At 69.5% G+C, this 18,884-nt stretch carries 22 protein-coding genes; 12 read left to right on the top strand and 10 right to left on the bottom strand.

Annotated features, from left to right (window positions below):
* Positions 1-8: 8 nt before the first annotated feature.
* From AX690_RS01030 to AX690_RS01015, 4 genes are all read right to left on the bottom strand, one after another.
* A complete protein-coding gene (locus AX690_RS01030; protein ID WP_062099708.1) occupies positions 9-635 on the bottom strand; it encodes a response regulator transcription factor in 627 nt (208 codons plus the stop codon).
* Between the two features lie 152 nt (positions 636-787).
* Positions 788-1,672 carry a ribose-phosphate pyrophosphokinase gene (locus AX690_RS01025; protein ID WP_062099709.1) on the bottom strand — a complete coding sequence of 295 codons (885 nt, stop codon included), beginning with the start codon at positions 1,670-1,672 and terminating at the stop codon, positions 788-790.
* Complete coding sequence (locus AX690_RS01020; protein ID WP_062099727.1) at positions 1,669-3,207, bottom strand: thymidine phosphorylase family protein; 1,539 nt, start codon at positions 3,205-3,207, stop codon at positions 1,669-1,671. Before AX690_RS01020 ends, AX690_RS01025 begins: the two co-directional genes overlap by 4 nt.
* Positions 3,204-4,736 (bottom strand): MBL fold metallo-hydrolase RNA specificity domain-containing protein, encoded by a 1,533-nt coding sequence (locus AX690_RS01015; RefSeq protein ID WP_231732072.1) that lies wholly within the window; start codon positions 4,734-4,736, stop codon positions 3,204-3,206. Before AX690_RS01015 ends, AX690_RS01020 begins: the two co-directional genes overlap by 4 nt.
* 133 nt (positions 4,737-4,869) lie before the next feature.
* On the opposite strand from AX690_RS01015, the gene AX690_RS01010 reads away from it, so the two are divergent.
* Positions 4,870-5,139, top strand: a complete 270-nt coding sequence (locus AX690_RS01010; protein WP_062099711.1) for a DUF2933 domain-containing protein — start codon at positions 4,870-4,872, stop codon at positions 5,137-5,139.
* The gene (locus AX690_RS01005) at positions 5,136-5,774 is read left to right on the top strand and encodes an isoprenylcysteine carboxylmethyltransferase family protein (protein WP_062099712.1); all 639 of its coding nucleotides are present in this window, start codon (positions 5,136-5,138) and stop codon (positions 5,772-5,774) included. The genes AX690_RS01010 and AX690_RS01005 overlap by 4 nt, the downstream gene beginning before the upstream one ends.
* Positions 5,775-5,809: 35 nt before the next feature.
* On the opposite strand, the gene AX690_RS01000 is transcribed toward AX690_RS01005, so the two are convergent.
* On the bottom strand, positions 5,810-6,289 hold the full coding sequence (locus AX690_RS01000) for a DUF305 domain-containing protein (RefSeq protein ID WP_062099713.1): 480 nt from the start codon (positions 6,287-6,289) through the stop codon (positions 5,810-5,812).
* Positions 6,290-6,577: 288 nt separating this feature from the next.
* On the opposite strand from AX690_RS01000, the gene AX690_RS00995 reads away from it, so the two are divergent.
* The 6 genes from AX690_RS00995 (at position 6,578) to AX690_RS00975 (ending at position 13,587) form a co-directional block, all read left to right on the top strand.
* Positions 6,578-6,940: a hypothetical protein gene (locus tag AX690_RS00995; protein WP_062099714.1), complete on the top strand. Its 363-nt coding sequence runs from the start codon at positions 6,578-6,580 to the stop codon at positions 6,938-6,940.
* Positions 6,941-7,055: 115 nt separating this feature from the next.
* Complete coding sequence (locus tag AX690_RS23835; RefSeq protein ID WP_255357039.1) at positions 7,056-7,181, top strand: hypothetical protein; 126 nt, start codon at positions 7,056-7,058, stop codon at positions 7,179-7,181.
* 124 nt (positions 7,182-7,305) lie between these two features.
* Complete coding sequence (locus AX690_RS00990) at positions 7,306-8,532, top strand: TolC family protein (protein WP_066681845.1); 1,227 nt, start codon at positions 7,306-7,308, stop codon at positions 8,530-8,532.
* Positions 8,529-10,043, top strand: a complete 1,515-nt coding sequence (locus tag AX690_RS00985) for an efflux RND transporter periplasmic adaptor subunit (protein WP_066730187.1) — start codon at positions 8,529-8,531, stop codon at positions 10,041-10,043. The genes AX690_RS00990 and AX690_RS00985 overlap by 4 nt, the downstream gene beginning before the upstream one ends.
* Positions 10,040-13,198, top strand: a complete 3,159-nt coding sequence (locus AX690_RS00980) for an efflux RND transporter permease subunit (RefSeq protein WP_066730186.1) — start codon at positions 10,040-10,042, stop codon at positions 13,196-13,198. The genes AX690_RS00985 and AX690_RS00980 overlap by 4 nt, the downstream gene beginning before the upstream one ends.
* The gene (locus tag AX690_RS00975; protein ID WP_066681847.1) at positions 13,198-13,587 is read left to right on the top strand and encodes a copper-binding protein; all 390 of its coding nucleotides are present in this window, start codon (positions 13,198-13,200) and stop codon (positions 13,585-13,587) included. Before AX690_RS00980 ends, AX690_RS00975 begins: the two co-directional genes overlap by 1 nt.
* Positions 13,588-13,647: 60 nt before the next feature.
* Here AX690_RS00975 and AX690_RS00970 read toward each other — a convergent pair whose 3' ends face one another.
* On the bottom strand, positions 13,648-14,100 hold the full coding sequence (locus AX690_RS00970) for a helix-turn-helix domain-containing protein (protein WP_066681850.1): 453 nt from the start codon (positions 14,098-14,100) through the stop codon (positions 13,648-13,650).
* 148 nt (positions 14,101-14,248) lie between these two features.
* On the opposite strand from AX690_RS00970, the gene AX690_RS00965 reads away from it, so the two are divergent.
* The 4 genes from AX690_RS00965 (at position 14,249) to AX690_RS00955 (ending at position 16,273) form a co-directional block, all read left to right on the top strand.
* Complete coding sequence (locus tag AX690_RS00965) at positions 14,249-14,596, top strand: MFS transporter permease (protein ID WP_231732070.1); 348 nt, start codon at positions 14,249-14,251, stop codon at positions 14,594-14,596.
* A complete protein-coding gene (locus AX690_RS23960) occupies positions 14,593-14,814 on the top strand; it encodes a GDCCVxC domain-containing (seleno)protein (RefSeq protein WP_082769425.1) in 222 nt (73 codons plus the stop codon). Before AX690_RS00965 ends, AX690_RS23960 begins: the two co-directional genes overlap by 4 nt.
* A gap of 413 nt (positions 14,815-15,227) precedes the next feature.
* Positions 15,228-15,632: a hypothetical protein gene (locus tag AX690_RS00960; RefSeq protein ID WP_137803452.1), complete on the top strand. Its 405-nt coding sequence runs from the start codon at positions 15,228-15,230 to the stop codon at positions 15,630-15,632.
* Between the two features lie 203 nt (positions 15,633-15,835).
* Entirely contained in the window at positions 15,836-16,273 is a 438-nt protein-coding gene (locus tag AX690_RS00955; protein ID WP_062099722.1) for a FimV family protein, read from the top strand.
* Positions 16,274-16,281: 8 nt separating this feature from the next.
* On the opposite strand, the gene AX690_RS00950 is transcribed toward AX690_RS00955, so the two are convergent.
* From AX690_RS00950 to AX690_RS00940, 4 genes are all read right to left on the bottom strand, one after another.
* Positions 16,282-17,331 carry an acyltransferase gene (locus AX690_RS00950; RefSeq protein ID WP_062099723.1) on the bottom strand — a complete coding sequence of 350 codons (1,050 nt, stop codon included), beginning with the start codon at positions 17,329-17,331 and terminating at the stop codon, positions 16,282-16,284.
* 73 nt (positions 17,332-17,404) lie between these two features.
* The gene (locus AX690_RS22595) at positions 17,405-17,581 is read right to left on the bottom strand and encodes a hypothetical protein (protein WP_156447825.1); all 177 of its coding nucleotides are present in this window, start codon (positions 17,579-17,581) and stop codon (positions 17,405-17,407) included.
* Positions 17,582-17,634: 53 nt separating this feature from the next.
* On the bottom strand, positions 17,635-17,985 hold the full coding sequence (locus tag AX690_RS00945) for a DUF190 domain-containing protein (protein WP_062099724.1): 351 nt from the start codon (positions 17,983-17,985) through the stop codon (positions 17,635-17,637).
* Between the two features lie 73 nt (positions 17,986-18,058).
* Positions 18,059-18,884, bottom strand: an 826-nt coding sequence (locus tag AX690_RS00940) for a cation diffusion facilitator family transporter (protein ID WP_066730185.1), incomplete at its 5' end; no start/stop codon positions are given.

Genomic DNA, 18,884 nt, shown 5'->3' with positions numbered 1-18,884 from the left:
GCGAGCGTCTAGGCTCGCGGCGGCCGTCCCATCCCCGCCGCGAAGGCGATCCGCAGGGTCTGGGCCAAGGTCTGGACGCCGAGCTTGCGTGCCAGGCTCGCGCGACAGACCTCGACCGTGCGCGAGGAGATCCCGAGATCATAGGCGATGGCCTTGTTCGCGCGCCCCTGGGCGAGACCTTCGAGGACATCCCGCTCGCGCGGCGACAGAGCCTCGACGCGGCCCTGCGCCTCGGCTTCCTCGGCCGCCCGGCCATCGGCCCGGTCGATGCGCGCGAAGCCGCGATGGAGCGCTTCGAGCAGCATGGCCTTTTCAACAGGCTTGGCCAGGAAGTCGACGGCCCCGGCCCGCATCGCCCGGACCGCCAGGGCGACATCGCCATTGCCGGTCAGCACGACGACCGGCATGTCGACGCCGATATCGGCCAGGGCGACCTGAACCTCAAGCCCGCCCAGGCCCGGCATCTGCATGTCCAGGATGACGCAGCCGATCTTGGCCTGCGTCGCGACGGCCACAAACGCCGTCCCCGACGGATAGGTCTCGACGCTGAAGCCCGTGGCGCGGAGCATGAAGCCGACCGACCGCTGGATCGTCTCCTCGTCGTCGACGATATGAACGACACGCTTGTCCCCCATGGGCCTCCTCAGGCGAACTGAGCGGGCGCCAGGCTGCAGCGGCGAATGCGGCGCCGCTTCGCGGACGCCTTGTGCGGGTTGGACCGGGGTCCAGGGTCAAGAGGCTTCGCCGTTCGCCTCCCGGCGGCTGGCCGAGGATTGGCGAACGCCGTTCACAGCAGGGCGCGCACGGCCTGGGCGATCGCCGGCGTCATGTCGATGGCGTTCGACGCATGGGCGACCGTGTTGGTGCTGACGATGCGCGCGACGTGTTCGCCCAGGACCTGGGCGGCGTCGCCGGCGAACAGCGCATGCACCACGACGCAGTCCGGCGGCGCAAAACCCAGGGCCTTGAGCTGGCGGGCCGCGACGGCGAGCGTGCGGCCCGACGAGGCGATGTCGTCGACGAGCACGGCTTGGCGGCCCAGGAAGGCGCCGGCGTTGGGGATCGAGATGTCGACCTCACGATCCCCGGACCGCTGCTTTTGGCAGACCAGGAACGGCGCGTCGGCGCCGGCCGCCACCTGCGCCACCCACTGCTCGCTCTCCAGATCGGGCCCGACGATCACCGGTCGGGCGACGTTCCGCCTGATCCACGACGCCATGAGCGGCGCGGCGTGAACGAGCTGGCTGGGGATTCGGTAGATCTCCGCCAGGGCGTGATGGCGGTGCAGGTGGGGATCGACGGTCACCAGCCAGTCGAGGTGGCGCGAGAGCACCGCCGCGAAAATACGCGACGTGACCGCCTCGCCCGGATGGAAACGGGTGTCCTGGCGCATGTAGGCCAGATAGGGCGCGATCAGGCCCACCCCGCGCGCGCCAAGCTCGCGCAGCGTGTCCGCCGCGAAGAGCAGCGGCGGCAATTTCGCGTCCGGACGCTCGAGGCCGCAGACCAGGATGACATCGCGCTCGGTGACGTCGCTGTCGATCCGAAGGTAGGTCTCGCCATCTGGAAACTGGCGCTGCAGCAGGACCCCTGCCTCCGCGCCGAGCGCTGGGCCAAGGGCTTGGGCCAGGCGCTCGCCGCCGTCCAAGGCGAAGACGATCGGCGGCGTCATGGCGCCGCGATCGCGAAGATCGCCCCGTCGCTCAAGGCGAAGGCGGCCGCATAGTCCAGTTCGCCGGGGCTCTCGGCGTGAAGGGTGCACAAGGGCGACCCCGCGACGATCGACTGGCCGAGCCGGGCGTGGACCGCCACCCCGGCCGCCTTGGCCATCGGCGCGCCCGCGAGCTTGGCGACGGTCGCGAGTTTGCGGTTGTCGATGCTGGCGATCCGGCCGCTGGAGGGCGCGGTCAGGTCTCGCTGGAAGCGGGCGACCGGCGGCGAGCGCATGCCGCCTTGGGCCTGGCAGATGCGCTTGAACTTGGCCCAGGCGCGGCCGCTCTCGAGGCTTTGCCGCGCGCGCGCGAGGCCAGCGCCAGGTGCCGCCACGCCCGCCAGCTCGAACAATCCCCCGGCCAGTTCACAGGCCCTATGGGCGAGATCCTCGACGCCGGGCTCGCCTTGAAGCACGGCCAGTATGTCCAGCGCCTCCAGCGCCGGCCCGATGCCGCGTCCGATCGGCTCAGCCCCAGGGCCATACATCACCCGCGTGCGCAGGCCGAAGGCGGCGGCCACCGAGGTGAGCGCCGCCTCGAGATCCCGCGCGGCCTCCAGGCTCCGCACCTTGGCGGTCGGTCCCACAGGAACGTCGATCACCAGGTGGGTCGCGCCGGCGGCGATCTTCTTGGACAGCACCGAGGCCACCAGCTGGCCGACCGCGTCGATGTCGAGCGCCCGCTCGACGCCAATGATCACGTCGTCGGCCGGGCTCAACCGAACCGCCCCGCCCCAGGCGATGCAGCCCCCCTCGCGCGCCACCACCCGGCGGATCGCGGCGATGTCGAGGTCGACGGGCGCCAGAACCTCCATGGTGTCGGCGGTGCCGGCCGGTGAGGTGATCGCGCGCGAGGAGGTCTTGGGCATGACCAGGCCTTCGGCCGCCATGATCGAGACGATGATCGGCGTGGTGCGGTTGCCCGGCAAGCCGCCGACGCTGTGCTTGTCGACGACGATCGGCCCAGGCCAGCTCAACTGCTCGCCGACCTCGACCATGGCCTTGGTCAGTCCGATCGTCTCGGCCTGATCGAGCGGCGCCGCCGAACAGGCGGTGACGAACGCCGAGAGGTGGACGTCGCTATAGCGATGCTCGGCGATATCCGCGACGATCGCCGAAAAGGCCGCCTGGCTCAGGCGCTCTCCATAGATCCGGCGGCGCACCGCCCGCAGCGAGGCCAACGGCGGAGCGTGGGCGACCTCCACGCGGTCGCCCGCCTTGACCCCGAGCCGGGCCCATGCGGTCTCGGAAAGGCCGATCTCGCCGGGGTCTGGCGTGTCGCCCGAGCTGTGCAACAAGGACACCACCGCCTCGCGGCCGCCGGCGCGCAGGACGACCTGGGCGCGCGACCCCAGGCCCTCGGACCGGCAGACCGGGCAGTCGTGCCGCATCACCGCGATCATGTCGCCGCCAGCCGCGGTGAGCCCCATGCGACGCGCGCGCAGCGTGGCCGACGCCGGCCTCGCGTCGGCCTGCTCGTGCCTTGGGACGCTCACGCCAGCCGCCCCCAGCTGCCGAGGGTCGGGACGGTGCAAGGCCAGCCGTGTTCCTCGCCGATGCGCTTGGCCAGGACCTGCGCGCCGGCCGGCTCGCCATGGGTGACATAGACATGCCGCGGCGCCGCCTGCATGGCGCCCAGCCACCGCATGAGCTCGTCGCTGTCGGCGTGGGCCGACAGCATGGTCAGGTTCGCCACCTCGGCGTGGACGGGGACGTGTTCGCCGTGGATCTTGATCGTCCGGGCCCCCGAGACGAGCGCAGCGCCGCGCGTGCCGGCCGCCTGGAAGCCGGAGAACAGGATGAGGTTGCGCTCATCCGGGGCGAACCGCTTGAGATGGTGCACGACGCGGCCACCGGTCGCCATGCCGCTGGCCGAGATGATCACCTTGGGGGTGGCGTCCGCGGTCAGCGCCTTGGATTCCTCGACTTCGCGCACATAGTGCGCGACGCCGCACGCGGCTTCGCATGCCGCGCGGCTCAGCCTGTGTTCGTCCATGAAATCACACATCAGCCCGCTGGCGTCGATCGCCATCGGGCTGTCCAGATAGATCGGCGCATCACGCAGCCGGCCGTCCGCGCGCAGACGGGACAGATGATAGAGCAGCGATTGGACGCGACCGACCGCGAAGGCGGGGATCACCACGGTTCCCCCGCGTCGGATGCACCGTTCGATATGGTCTCCCAGCGCCCGCGACGGATCCACGCGGTCATGGCGGCGGTCGCCATAGGTGGATTCGACGATGACGTAGTCGGCCCGCGCCGGCGGTTCGGGGTCCTTGATCACCGCGTCGTCATAGCGCCCGATATCGCCCGAGAAGAGAACCGACCGGCCCTTCCAGTCGATCTCGATCGACGCCGCGCCGAGGATGTGGCCGGCGCGATGGTAGCGCGTCCTGATCCCGTCGGCGAGCGAGCGCCATTCGCCAAACCCGATGGTCTCGAACAGCCGCAGGGCCAGGCGCGCGTCGGCCTCCGTGTAGAGCGGCAGCGCCGGATCGTGGCGCGAGAAGCCGTGGCGGTTGGCGAACTCCGCGTCCTTCTCCTGGATGCGCCCGCTGTCGGCGAGCAGCAGTTGGCAAAGGGCCGCCGTGGCCGGCGTGCTGAGGACGGTCCCATCCCATCCCAGGCGGGCCATGCGTGGCAGGGCGCCCGAATGGTCGAGATGGGCGTGGGTGAGCAGCACCTGCTCGACGTCGGCCACCTCGGGCGCAAGCGGCGCCCAGTTGAGGCGGCGCAGGTCCTTGGCCCCCTGGAACAGACCGGAATCGACCACGATCCGGGTCTGGCCGTCGTCCAGCAGGTAGCGCGAGCCCGTCACCGTGCCCGACGCGCCGAGGAAGGCCACGGCAAGGCCGCCGGCCGGCCGCTCGGCAAGGTCGATGCGCGCTTCGCGTTCAAGGGCGGCCGTTCCGAAATTGCCGTGGAGCCGTTGCTTCTTCCTGTTCCTGTGCATGGGCGGCTTGCCTCTGGTGATGATGCTCGCCGCGCAGCCTTTCAGGCTCGGTCGCCGCGGGCCAATACGCAAAGGCCGCAGACATCGCCGCCTGCCTCCGGGGACCCGCGGGCGCCGCCCCCACCCGCCGCTGCGGCCTCTACCTATACTTGGCGCCCGGGTCGCGGGCCTATGATAGGGCGTCAAGGCCTGAAGTGAGCGATCCATGGATGTTCAACACCAAAAGCTGCGTCGGCGCGGAACGATCGTCCTGGTCGGGTTCCTGCTGATCGCCGGCTTCTTCCTGACCACCGAGCACGCCGCGCATGTGCTCGGCGTCTTGCCCTATCTGCTCCTACTGGCCTGTCCGCTGATGCACCTGTTCATGCACCATGGCCATGGCGCCCATCAGCACGGGCGAGAGGACGCGCCCGGCCGCATCCCGGCGGACGCGCCGGCCAATCCCAACGAACCGGTCGAGAGGCAGCGGCGATGACCCATCCCGGTTACGGCTACGGCCTCTGGGGACTGGCTTTGGTCAACGCCGCCGTCTTCATCCTGTTCGCGTTCAGCTTCTTCAAGCCCGCGACCGGCCGCGACTGGCGCAGCTTCGGCGCGTTCAGCGCCTTTATCGTCGCCCTGTTCGCCGAGATGTACGGCTTCCCCCTGACCATCTTCCTGCTCTCGGGATGGCTGCAGTCTCGTTTTCCCAGTGTCGACTGGTGGAGCCACGACGCCGGCCACCTGCTGGAGATGATGTTCGGCTGGCGGGTCAATCCCCACTTCGGACCGTTCCATATCGCCAGCTTCGTGCTGATCGGGACCGGGTTCTGGCTGATCTCGGTCGGCTGGGTGGCGCTGCACGCCCGTCAGCGCCACCGGGAGCTGGCCACCACGGGGGTCTACGCCAGGGTGCGCCATCCCCAGTACGCCGGCTTCATCCTGGTGATGCTAGGCTTCCTGCTGCAGTGGCCCACGCTGTTGACGCTGGCGATGTTCCCCGTGCTGGTGGTGATGTACGTCCGCCTGGCCCGTCACGAGGAGCAGGCGGCGCTGGCGCAGTTCGGCGACGCCTATCGCGACTACAGGGCGCGGGTTCCCGCCTTCATCCCCCGCTGGCCGTTGCGTTGACCCCCGCCATCGCCGCGGGGGCGACCGGGCGATGCTCAGCGAAGGGGCGCGAGCATGGCGCTCATCTGGTCGATCTCCTGCTGCTGGCCCTTGATGATCGTGGCGCAAAGGCTGCGGATCTCAGGATCCTTCACCGGCGCGCGTCCGCACATCAGGATCGCGCCAGCGTGATGCGGGATCATCGAGCGCAGGAACTCGCGGTCGCCGACCAGCCACTGCTGGCGAATGGCCGCAAAGCACAAGACCCCGATGACAAGGCTGGACGCGACCAAGCCGCGGTTGAGGCCCTTGCGCGGATACATCATGCCCATGAGCACGAGTTCGAGCATGACCATCGGCGCGGTCATCAGGCCGGCCATGTAGGCCTGGTTGAAGCTTGGATGGATGTTCGCGGCCCTGTCGACCATGGCGTACATCAGGACATACATGGCCAGGAACGACAGCACGGTCATGGCGGCCAGGCGCAGGTAGGGCCTGTGGTGTTGATGGTCTTTGGGCGCGTGGTGCTCGGCCATGACTGTTTTCCGCTCCTGGAGCCCGGCGCAACCACGCGCCGGGGCGAGGTTTTCCAGCGGGTTGCGATGCTCCCACAACCGGCGAACGGCGCCCCCGTTCCGCCTCTGAAAATATTCACCGCGACCGCGCCAAAGGTCGAGGGATGGTCCAGGCCGCTGCGTATTGGACCAGATCGCGGCTTTCAGGCCCCGCCTCCAAGCCGTCGCCAGTCCGCGCGCGTCGCGGCAAATCGCATTCGGGGATTGTCCGGACATGACGAGGCCGTGTGACCGCGCTAAGCTCGCCCGATGCTAAGGCATGCGCTCGCTTTCCTGGCCGCCGTGGCCCTCGCGTTCAGTCCGCTGGCGGTCAACGCCGCGCGGGCTGATTGCGACATGGCCGGCATGGACGCGATGAGCATGATCGCCATGGCCCCCGCCGGCGACGACGTGGCCCAGGCCGAGCCCTGCTGCGATCACGGCAAGACCATGTCGGCCAAGGATTGCGCCAAGGCCTGCGCGATCAGTTGCGCCCTGTCCGTTGCGGCCCCCTGCCCGGGCTCGGAGACCCCGATCGCCGTCGGCTATCGCGTCGAGACCCGCTGGTCCAACACCAGCGGCCGCACCCACCGCCTCATCCCCGAAGATCCGCCCCCCCGAACGATCGCCTAGGACCGGCCCGAGGGCCGATCCCCGCCATCGCTGGTTTCACGCCCCGGTCCTGCCGGGCGCGCGTGATCGCCCGCGCTTTCGCCGGCTGGCTTTTCGATCTTCAAGGATGACCTTCATGTCTCCCCGCCTTCCCGCGCTGGCGCTCGTCTCCGGCCTAGCTTCCGCGACGACCGTCTCGGCCGCCACGCCACGCGCCTGCGGCTATTTGCGGGCCGCCCAACCGGCCTGCCTGGCTCGCTAGCTCGGCCGGGACGGGTGGGGCCGATCCCCTGTCTTCGCCCGTCCCGTCCGGCCCCGGCGAAGCGGCTGCAAACGCTTCGCCGGGGCGCTGGCCCCTCACGGCTTCCTCCAGGATTTTCGTCTCCATGCGTATTCTCCCCCTTCTGGCCGGGCTGAGCTTGGCGAGCGTCGCCCACGCCGCGCCCCTGACCTACGCCCAGAGCCTCGACGCGGCCGCGGCCAATGCGCCGGCGCTGCGCGCCGCGGCCCTGCAGGTCGAGGCCGCCAAGGCCTCGGCCAAGGCGGCCGGCGCCCTGCCCGATCCCAAGCTCGCCGTCGGCCTCGACAACTTCCCGGTCTCGGGGCCGCCGGCCGGCCGGTTCGGAACCGACGAGATGACCATGGGCAAGGTCGGCTTCAGCCAGGACATGCCCAGCGCCGCCAAGCGCCAGGCGCGGATCGGCCGGGCGCAGGCCGACATCGTCGCGGCCGGGGCCGAGGGCGCGGTCGAGGCCCGCCAGGTCCGGGTCGCCACGGCGCTGGCCTGGATCGAACTGCTCTACGCCCAGCGCAAGCTCGCCGCCCTGGACGGGGTGGTCGCCCAGCTGGCTCCCCTGTGGAGCGCCGCCCCGTCCGGCGTCGCGTCCGGACGCTCGCGGCCCGCCCAGGCGCTGGAGGCCGCGCAGATGCGCGCGGCCCTGGCGGATCGCCGCAGCGAGGCGGTCTCGGCCCTGGGGAGGGCCCGTGCGGCCCTGACCCGCTGGACCGGAGATCCCGACCCCGAGGCGCTCGGTCCGGCGCCCGACCTCGATCTCCCCCCCGCCAGTCTTCGGGCCGCGATCGACCGCCATCCCGCCGTGCTGGCCAAGGACGCCGCCGCCCGCCAAGCCCAGGCCGACGTCGCCCTGGCCAAGGCCGACAAGCAGCCCGACTGGAGCTGGGAAGTGGCCTACCAGCGCCGCGACCCGATGTTCGGCGACATGGTCTCGGCCGGGGTCAGCATCAGCCTGCCGCTGTGGGGCAAGAGCCGCCAGGATCCGATGATCGCCGCGCGCACCGCCAGCGCCGGCCGCGCCGACGCCCAGCGCGAGGACGCCCGCCGAGCGCTGAGCGCCCAGCTCGAGGCCGATCTGGCCGACCACGTCATGCATCACGAGCAATGGCTGCGGGCCCGCGACACGCTGCTGCCGCTGGCCAAGCAGCGGGCCCAGCTGGAGACCGCCGCCTATGGCTCCGGCGCGGCCGGTTTGCCCGACGTGCTGATCGCCTTCTCGAGCCTGGCCGAGGCCCAGCTCACCACCCTAGATCGCGAGGCCGCCGTCGCCATCGACGCCGCCCGCCTGACCCTCACCTACGGAAGCGACGATCAATGACCCCCTCCCCCTCGATGAAGGCCCTGCTCGGCGCCGGCGCCGCCCTGGTCGTGCTGGCCGGGGCCGGCGGCTATGGCCTGGCCCGCCTGACCGCCAAGCCGCCGATGCCGGCGACCTCGGCCGACAGCCGCAAGGTGCTCTACTGGTACGACCCGATGGTCCCGGCCCAGCACTTCGACAAGCCGGGCAAGTCGCCGTTCATGGACATGCCGCTGACGCCCAAATACGCCGGCGAGGCCGAAACCAGTGGTCCGGCGGCGGGGGTGCGGATCGACCCCTCGGCCGCCCAGAACCTCGGCTTCCGGCTGGCGACCGTGGAGGAAGGCGCGCTTTCCAGCGGCCTGACCGCCACCGGGATCGTCGACTTCAACCAGCGTGACGTCGCCGTCGTCCAGGCCCGCAGCGGCGGTTTCGTGCAGCGGGTTTATGGCCGCGCGCCGGGCGACGTGATCGCCGCCGGCGCGCCGCTGGCCGACCTGTTGGTTCCCGAATGGGGCGGCGCCCAGGCCGAATATCTGGCGGTCCGGCGCACCGGAGACGCGGCCCTGAGCGCCGCCGCCCGCCAGCGCCTGCGCCTCTTGGGCATGCCCGACGGCGTGGTCGCCGGTCTCGACCGAGACGGGCGGCCGCGCACCACGATCACCATCACCGCGCCGCTCGGCGGGGTCGTTTCCAAGCTCGACGTGCGCGCCGGCATGACCGTGGGCGCGGGCCAGACCCTGGCCGAGATCAACGGCCTCTCGAGGGTCTGGGTCACGGCCGCCGTGCCCGAGGCGCAGGCCGGGCAGCTGCGTCCGGGCCAGGGCGTTGGCGTCACCCTGGCGGCCTATCCGGGCGAGACCCTGCGCGGGACGGTCCAGGCCGTGCTCCCGCAGGCCCAGGGCGACAGCCGCACCTTGCAGGCGCGGATCGAACTGGCCAACCGCGACGGCCGCCTCAAGCCTGGCCTGTTCGCCACCATCGCCTTCGACGCGGCGACGCGGACCGCCCTGCTGATCCCGTCCGAGGCGGTGATCCGCACCGGGGCGCGCGACGTGGTGATGCTGGCCGCCGACGGCGGCCGCTACCAGGCCGTCGAGGTCCGGACCGGGCGCGAAGCTGGCGGCCGGACGGAAGTCCTGGCTGGGCTGTCTTCTGGTCAGAAGGTCATCGCGTCGGGCCAGTTCCTGATCGACTCCGAGGCCAGCTTGGCAGGCTTGCAGGTTCAGCCGCTTCCGGCGTCGGGTCCTTCGACCTCGCCGAGCGACATGACCATGGCCAAGCCCACGGCGGCGGCCAAGCCGGCCCTGGCCGAAGCCACCGGCCGCGTCGAGCAGGTGACCCCGGACGGCGTCACCCTCTCGCACGGCCCCGTGCCGGCCATCGGCTGGCCGGCCATGACCATGACCTTCCGCGCCGACCCGAGGCTGCTGAAGGGCGTGAAGGCCGGCGACCAGGTCCGCTTCGCCTTCGACCCGCCGCCGGCCGACCCGATCATCCGGCGCATCGCCAAGATCGGCGGTGGCGCATGATCGCCGCCCTGATCCGCTGGTCGGTCGCCAACCGCTTCTTCGTGCTGCTGGGCGCCCTGGCGCTGATCGTGGCCGGCGGCCTGGCGGTGCGGTCGACCTCGATCGACGCCCTGCCCGATCTCTCCGACACCCAGGTGATCATCCGCACCAGCTATCCGGGCCAGGCCCCGCAGCTGGTCGAGAACCAGGTCACCTATCCGCTGGCCACCACCATGCTCTCGGTCCCTGGCGCCAAGACCGTGCGCGGCTATTCGTTCTTCGGCGACAGCTTCGTCTATGTGATCTTCGACGACAAGACCGACCTCTACTGGGCCCGCTCGCGGGTCCTGGAGTACCTCAATCAGGTCCAGGGCCGTCTTCCGGAGAGCGCCCGTCCGGCCCTGGGTCCTGACGCCACCGGGGTGGGCTGGGTCTACGAGTACGCCCTAGTCGACAAGACCGGCGGCCACGACCTCAGCCAGCTGCGATCGATCCAGGACTGGTTCCTGCGCTATGAGCTGAAGACCCTACCGGGCGTGGCCGAGGTCTCGGCGATCGGCGGCATGGTCCGCCAGTACCAGGTGGTGCTCGACCCGCAGAAGCTGGCCAGCTTCGGGGTCACGCACCAACAGGTTGTCGCCGCGCTGAAAGGCGCCAACGCCGAGACCGGCGGCTCGGTGCTGGAGCTGGGCGAGGCCGAATACATGGTCCGCGCCACCGGCTATCTGAAGACGATCGAGGACTTCCAGGCCGTGCCGCTGAAGACGGCGGCCGGCGGCGTCCCAGTGCGCCTCGGCGACGTGGCCACGATCCAGGTCGGCCCGGAAATGCGGCGCGGCGTCGCCGAACTCAACGGCCAGGGCGAGGTCGCCGGCGGCGTGGTGATCCTGCGCTCCGGCGAGAACGCCCGCACGACCATCGCGGCGGTGAAGGCCAAGCTGGCCGAGCTGAAGAAGAGCCTGCCGCCCGGCGTCGAGGTCGTCACCACCTATGACCGCTCGGGCCTGATCGACCGGGCCGTCCATAACCTGACCGGCAAGCTGCTGGAGGAGTTCCTGGTCGTGGCCCTGGTCTGCGCCCTGTTCCTGGGCCACCTGCGCTCGGCCCTGGTGGCGATCATCTCGCTGCCGCTGGGCGTCCTGGCCGCCTTTCTGGTCATGAAGAGCCAGGGCGTCGACGCCAACATCATGTCGCTGGGTGGCATCGCCATCGCCATAGGAGCCATGGTCGACGCGGCCGTGGTGATGATCGAGAACGCCCACAAGAAGCTGGAGCGATGGGCCCACGAGCATCCGGGTGAGACCCTGGCTGGCGAGACCCGCTGGAAGGTGATCACCGAGGCCGCCGCCGAGGTCGGGCCCGCCCTGTTCTTCAGCCTGCTGATCATCACCCTGTCGTTCATCCCGGTCTTCACCCTGCAGGCCCAGGAAGGCCGGCTCTTCCGCCCCCTGGCCTTCACCAAGACCTACGCCATGGCGGCGGCGGCCATCCTTTCGGTGACCCTGATCCCGGTGCTGATGGGCTATCTGATCCGCGGCAAGATCCCCGACGAGGCGGCCAATCCCGTCAACCGCGTGCTGACGGCGGCCTATCGTCCGCTGCTCGACCGGGTGATGCGCCGGCCCAGGACCACCCTGCTGGTCGCGCTGCTGGCCTTCGCGACCACCGCTTGGCCGCTCGCCCACCTGGGTGGGGAGTTCATGCCCAACATGGACGAGGGCGACCTGCTCTACATGCCCTCCGCTTTGCCAGGACTGTCGGCGGCCAAGGCGGGCCAGCTGCTCCAGCAGACCGACCGGCTGATCAAGACCGTGCCGGAAGTCGAGAGCGTGTTCGGCAAGGCCGGCCGGGCCGAAAGCGCCACCGATCCGGCGCCGCTGGAGATGTTCGAGACCACCATCCGCTTCAAGCCGCGCGAGCAGTGGCGGCCGGGCATGACGCCCGACAAGCTGGTCGCCGAACTCGACCAACGTGTCCGCGTGCCCGGCCTGACCAATGTCTGGGTCCCGCCGATCCGCAACCGCATCGACATGCTGGCCACCGGCATCAAGAGCCCCATCGGGGTCAAGGTCTCGGGGGCCAACCTAGCCGAACTCGACCGCATCGCCCGCGAGGTCGAGGGCGTGGCCAAGAGCGTGCCGGGCGTCAGCTCGGCCCTGGCCGAGCGCTTGACCGGCGGACGCTATGTCGATGTCCGCATCGACCGCGCCGCCGCCGCGCGGTTCGGGCTCAACATCGACGACGTCCAGTCCATCGTATCGGGCGCGATCGGCGGCGAGACCATCGGCCAGACGGTCGAGGGCCTGGCACGCTATCCGATCAGCGTCCGCTATCCGCGCGAGCTGCGGGGCAGCCTGGAAGGCCTGCGAGCCTTGCCGATCCTCACCCCGGGCGGCGCCCAGATCACCCTGGGCACGGTGGCGCAGGTCCAGATCGCCGACGGGCCGCCGATGCTCAAGAGCGAGAACGGCCGGCCGACCACCTGGGTCTATGTCGACGTGCGCGGCCGCGACCTGGCCTCGGTCGTCGGCGATCTTCGCCAGGCCGTGAGCCAGAAGGTGCGGCTCTCGCCCGGCGTCAGCCTCTCCTATTCGGGGCAGTTCGAATATCTGCAGCGGGCCGCCGACCGGTTGAAGATCGTCGTGCCGGCCACCCTGCTGATCATCTTCGTCCTGCTCTACGTGATCTTCCGTCGCTTCGACGAGGCGGGACTGATCATGGCGACGCTGCCCTTCGCCCTGACCGGCGGGATCTGGACGCTCTATCTGGCCGGCTTCCACCAGTCGGTGGCAACGGGCGTCGGGTTCATCGCCCTGGCCGGGGTCTCGGCCGAGTTCGGGGTGGTGATGCTGATCTACCTCAAGCACGCCATGGAGGCTCTGGGTCCAGACCCCACGTCCGACCAGGTCGAGACGGCGGTCCGCGAAGGCGCCCTGCTGCGCGTGCGCCCCAAGGCCATGACCGTGGCGGTGATCCTGGCGGGCCTGGCCCCCATCCTCTGGGGCCATGGCGCGGGCTCGGAAGTCATGAGCCGCATCGCCGCCCCGATGATCGGCGGCATGCTGACCGCGCCCCTGCTGTCGATGTTCGTGATCCCGGCTGGCTACCTGCTGCTGCGCCGCCGGCAACCCCGAACCGCTCTTTCCGCTTCCGCCCAGCTCAAGGAGATTAGCTGATGAAGACCCTGTCCCTGACCCTCGCCGCCCTGCTGGCGACGACCAGCCTGGCCGCCTGCGACCGCAAGGCCGAGGCGCCGACGGCGCCCGCCGCGTCGGCCCCGGCCGCCGCGCCCGCCCCAGCGGCAGGTAACGCCATGGCCGGCATGGACATGGCGCCGGCCGACAAGATGGCCAAGGGCGTCGGCGTGGTGACCGCGATCGACAAGACGGCCGGTGCGATCACCCTTGACCACCAGGCCATTCCGGAAGCCGGCTGGCCGGCCATGACCATGGGTTTCAAGATCGCGCCAGCCTTGCTGGACGGGATCGCGGTCGGCGACAAGGTCGCCTTCGACCTGAAGCTCCATGACGGCGCGGGCGAGGTCACCGCCATCAGCAAGCCATAGCGGCCCGGTCGGCGGGCTCGAACCAAAACTCGCGCCCGCCGATCCGGTCATCGGCGAAGATCAAGGCTCCGGCGCGGTCGCGGCGGAAGCCGCGCCTCGCCCTGTTCCTTGGCCCTTCGCGCCGAGCGCCTGGATCAGCGGACAACCTGGATCTTGTCCGGTCTCGCAAGCTGTCACAGCGTCCGCCAAGACCTGCTCCATCCGCCTAAGGTCGGCGATCCGCGCACGCACGTCGTGAAGGTGCGCCGCCGCCAGATCGCGAACTTCGGCGCAGGCGGCGGCTTCATCGGTCGCCAAGGTCAGCAAGGCGCGGACTTCATCCAACTTGAACCCCAGCTCCCGCGCTCTACGCACGAAGCTCAGCTGCTCCACGTCCCGGGTCTCATAGGTCCGGTAGCGTCCTCGGCGCAGGGGCGCGGAAATCAGGCCGATCCGCTCGTAGTAGCGGATCGTCTCGATGTTGCAGCCGGTGCGGCGAGCAAGTTCGCCGATCTGAATTGCCTGGCCAGCCATGGTTCGCGGTCTTCAATTAGGGCTTGAGTCTGTAGTCGCTACAGATGGCATCTTGGCGCGGATCGCAACAGCAGGTGATGGCGTGATGACAAGACGCGGACTTGGGACACCGGGCGACGAAACGCCCCGGCGCATGACGGAGGCGGCCTTGAGCTGGACCGCGCTGACAGCGGCGGCCAGCGCGGTGCTGGCCTGGGCGGCTTGCTGCATTTTGCCGATGTCCCTGGCGCTGGCGGGCCTAGGCTTGGGCGGTCTTGGCTGGATCGCGGGTCAGCGCGCCTGGCTCACCCTTCTGGCGCTCGGCGCCATCGGCGCGGGCTGGGCCCTGACCTGGCGACGGGCGCGGAGATGTCGGATCGACAACGCCTGCGTTGCCCCCTCGCGGCTGGAGATGGGTCTGTTGGGCGCGGCCACCCTTCTCGTCGTCCTTGCCATGCTCTGGCAGCCGATCATCGAACCTTGGGCCCTGGGCCTGATCCGGAGTGCGCGCCGATGAGCGATGTCCAGATCAAACCGCAATCGACCCTGACCTGTCCGCAATGCGGCCACCAGGCGACCGAGACCATGCCTACCGACGCCTGTCAGTATTTCTACGACTGCCGAGGCTGTGGCGCGGTGCTGAAGCCCAAGCCGGGCGACTGCTGCGTCTACTGCTCCTACGGCGACGTTCCGTGCCCACCGATTCAGAAAAATTGCAGCGCGTGTTGCGGGTGAGTACTACAGCCCGCCTCACCTCGATCTAGCCGGCTTTAGATGAAATTGACCTCCAGTGGGCCGCCGCCTAGAGTACTTAGCCCTCGACACCTTCAAGGGTCATCGGGCCGGGGCGGTGCGGCAGCCTCAGGCGGCGGGATGGAGCCTAAATCGCTCGTTCCTGAACGTGCCGGACGTCTCGCGTATCCCGCCCTGGCCGAAAGCTGGGATCGACATCAGGTCCGACCAATGCCCATATCGGGAGCCACTATGTGAAGCAGTGGGTCAAAGACGGCCTCAGCCCGCGGGCAGCCCGGACCGCTGTCCGAAACGGATAGCTGAACACACTCGCAACCGGCCTGCAGCGTTGAAGATATCGGCCGAAAGCGCAAGAGTGTCGGCATTGCAGCTAGCGGGGGACCGTGGGGGTTGGCGTGTTAGGGCAGCTTCGTCAGGTGGTGGTGGCCATGGCCGCCCTGCTAATGGCGGTGCTCGCCCTGCTGATGCCGGTCGACCGGACCCATCTTGACGCCGACCTCTTCGGGGCCGCGCCCTCCACGATCGCTGAGGACCCGGAGCGCCCCGTCGGTAGGACAGACGATCGCGTCTCGGCGCCGTCGACGCCGACCGATCTCCAGACCTCAGAATCGCCCGCCTCGGGCGCCCATCAGCACCATGCCGATGGCCCCTCCCTCTTTGGGTCGACCGCCCATGCGATCGAACCCACGGTCTCGCTCGCCATGGTCGTCCGGTTCCACCTGACGAACGACCGCAGCACGGGCCTGACCAGCAACCCGCAAGACCGTCCGCCCAAACCCGATCTCGAATCCATCGCCTAGACCGCGCGGCCACGGCCGCGCCCTCCGTGTTCGAGGAATTCCATGTCTCAGAAATCTATCGGCCGCATGCCGCGGCTCTGCGCGTCGGTGCGCGCCGGCCCCCTCCTGTCCTACCCGTCACTAGCCGGAAGCAACGCCTCGTGACCCCGATCCACGATCTGACGCTCTATGCCGCCGCCCACCCCTGAGCCCTGACCGCCGCCGTGCTGTTGGTTTTCATCGCCCTAGTCGCGGTACTGATCTTGGTCTGGATGCACCGGTTCGAGGGGGTGCTGGCGCTCTACCACGACGGCGATGGCGGAGACCCCCATTGCATCTATCTCGACAATGGGGCCATTCGGCTGGAGATCATTCGCCGCCGGGCGGCCTGGAACTTCCGCGTAACCCCGCTCCTGGGAAGCCTCCAAGCCGACCAAGTCGTCGTCGCCACGCTGCGCGCCGACGGCCTTGGACTGAGGTTCGTTTTCGACCGACGGAACGGTCGGCTGGAGTCGACCGCCAAGGTCCGCGAGCCCCTAACGTTCGTGGCGCACGTGTCGATCACCCGCGGCTCCACGGTCAGCGAGTTCGTCGTCCTGTTTGACGGGACCGAGAAGGACGGCGCGCTCGTCAGGCCGGCTGATGGGGCTCGGGCCGCCTGACGAACGGATCATGGCGGCGTAGCCAGCCGCGCGCGGGACGCTCCACGCCATGATAGACCGCAACGGAGACGAACATGCAGAAGACCAGGACACCGCCCCAGGCCACCCACGCCCAGCCGCCGACCGGCCGCACGAAGCGATCGAGCAGCTCGAAATAGGCGATGTCGACCGGTAGGTGGGTCATGTAGACGGCGTAGGAGACCTCGCCCAGATAGACCATCAGCGGCGCCGGCCAGGACGCCGCCCCGCCCGGCCTTCGCCGTCTCGGCGGTGCAGTAGATGAGCGCCGCCAGACCCAGCCAGGTCCAGCGATCGGCCAGGCCCAGCGTCGCGGCCACGACGATCCAGACCACGGCGACGCCCATGCCCGTGTGCGCCACCAGCGTGGGCGGCGCGCGGGTCGAACCGAGCCTATGGAGCGCCACGCCCATGGCGAAGGACGGGATGATCCGCAGCACGCCGCCGTGCGCGGTCAGCCTGGTCAGCGATCCGCCGTAGGCCTGAACGATGGCGTCGAGCGAAAAGAACAGGGTTGCCGCCAGGACGACCGCCACGATCGGACGTCGGCGCAGGGTCAACGACGCCAGGGCGAAGGCGGGGAAAGTCAGGTAGGCGAACCACTCGGCCGAGATCGACCAGGAGGGAAAATTCCACTGCACGGTCGGCGTCGCCCACCAGGCGTGGACCAGTAGTAGATGTTGGGGGATGGCGGCCGGATCGAAGGCCGCGGCCTCGAACCGGGCGCCGGCCCAGCGCCCCAGCCCCCACAGCATGATGGTCGCGCCGAGAGTCAGAAGGTGGACCGGATAGAGCCGCGCCAGGCGCGCCCAGAGAAACGAGCTGTAGGGGAAGCGACCTTCCGCCCAGGCGCGCACATAGACGTGGGACAGGATGAAGCCCGACAGGATGAAGAACAGGTCCACCCCAAGGTAGCCCTTGTCGATCATGCCGACCTGCTCGAGGTCGAGGCCGAGCCGGTTTCGGAAGTGATAAACGAGCACCCATCCGGCCGCGACGATGCGCAAGCCCGTCAAGGATTTGAGGTCAGCTGGATACATGTCGTCCCCCGACGGCGACGGGATGGCACCCGAGCGTCCCCGAACGCGGGTGGCGCTCCTGGTGCCGCGCGCCCTAGCCTTCGCCGATCATCCCGCCGTCGCGGCGGGTCTCGGTTTCACTTTCGACGCCTTCGACATTGCCGCGATAGACGCCGCCCTCGTCGATCATGCCGCCCTCTTCGGGGGGCGAACGATCGGATGGCGGCGCGGGCTGGGGATCTGGCTTGAGCGGGGATTTTGGATCGGTCATCTTCGGCTCCTCGACATAGACCCTTGCGGGTCGGGGCTAGCTTGATCGCGGCCTCAGGCGGGCGGCGCGCTGTGATGACGGTGGCCGCTATAGGCGACGACCTGGACCTTGCCCAGGGTCGCCAGACCGACATCGGCCGCCACTTCGAGCGTCGCGGCCAAAGCGTCGAGCTTGGACCGGGTATCGACCATCTCGACGATCAGGTGCTGTTCAGGCGCCAGGTCGCGGGCCTTGGCGCCATGCAGCACCGCCTCGCCGAAGGCCTCCTCGATGCGCAGCACCGCCGCGCCAGCGATGTCCATGGCGCGGGCGCGCTCGATCAGCACCGCGTCATAGGCCACGCCGTTCAAGGTCGCCTCGGCGTCGAGATAGATCCTCAGGATGTGCAGGTCGTCTTGGGCCACGGGTCACCTCACTCTCTAAAATCCTGGCGCGCCCCGGAACGCGGACGCGCCTTACGCTCATTCAGCCGGCCGCCTAGGCGTGCCGATCTTCCTCCGCGCACTCCACGACCTCGGTCTGGATCGTGACGTGATGCAGGTCGAAGTCGGTCTCCAGCCGCGCAGCGATGGCCTTGCGGACATCCTCACCCACTGCCCCGTCGGCCAGCACGACATGGACGGTGCAGACGGCCTGGTCGGCGCCGGTGGTCCACAGGTGCAGCTCATGGACGCTGGCGACGCCGAGCATCTCGGTGATGGCCTTGCGCACGCCGGCCAAGGCCATGCCCGGAGGGGCGCCTTCCAGCAGGATGCGGGAGGTGTCCTTCAGCAGGATCCAGGTGCGCGGCAGCACCCAGAGGCCGATGCCGATGGCGACGATCGGGTCGACGAAGCGCCATCCCGTGAACTTGATGACGACGGCGCCGACGATCACGCCCAGCGAGCCGAGCATGTCGGCCCAGACCTCCAGATAGGCGCCCTTGACGTTGAGACTCTTGTCTTTGTGGCTGCTGAGCAGGCGCATGGAGACCAGGTTGATGACCAGGCCCAGCACCGCGACGATGAACATCCCCACCGACCCGACCGGCTCGGGATTGACGATGCGCTTGACGCCCTCGACCAGCACGTAGATGGCCACGCCGAACAGCAGGATGGCGTTGAAGGCCGCGGCGAGGATTTCAAAGCGCCGATAGCCGAACGTGAATTCCTCGGTCGCCTTTTTCTGACCGACGCGGATGGCGGCCAGAGCGATGGCGAGGGCGGCGGCGTCGGTGAACATGTGCGCCGCGTCCGACAGCAGCGCCAAGCTGTTGAAGGCGATGCCGGCGACGACCTCGGCGATCAGAAACGTCGAGGTCAGC

Source organism: Caulobacter sp. CCH9-E1 (assembly GCF_001556515.1).
GTDB lineage: Bacteria > Pseudomonadota > Alphaproteobacteria > Caulobacterales > Caulobacteraceae > Caulobacter.
This window is presented reverse-complemented; position numbering and strand designations above follow the sequence as displayed.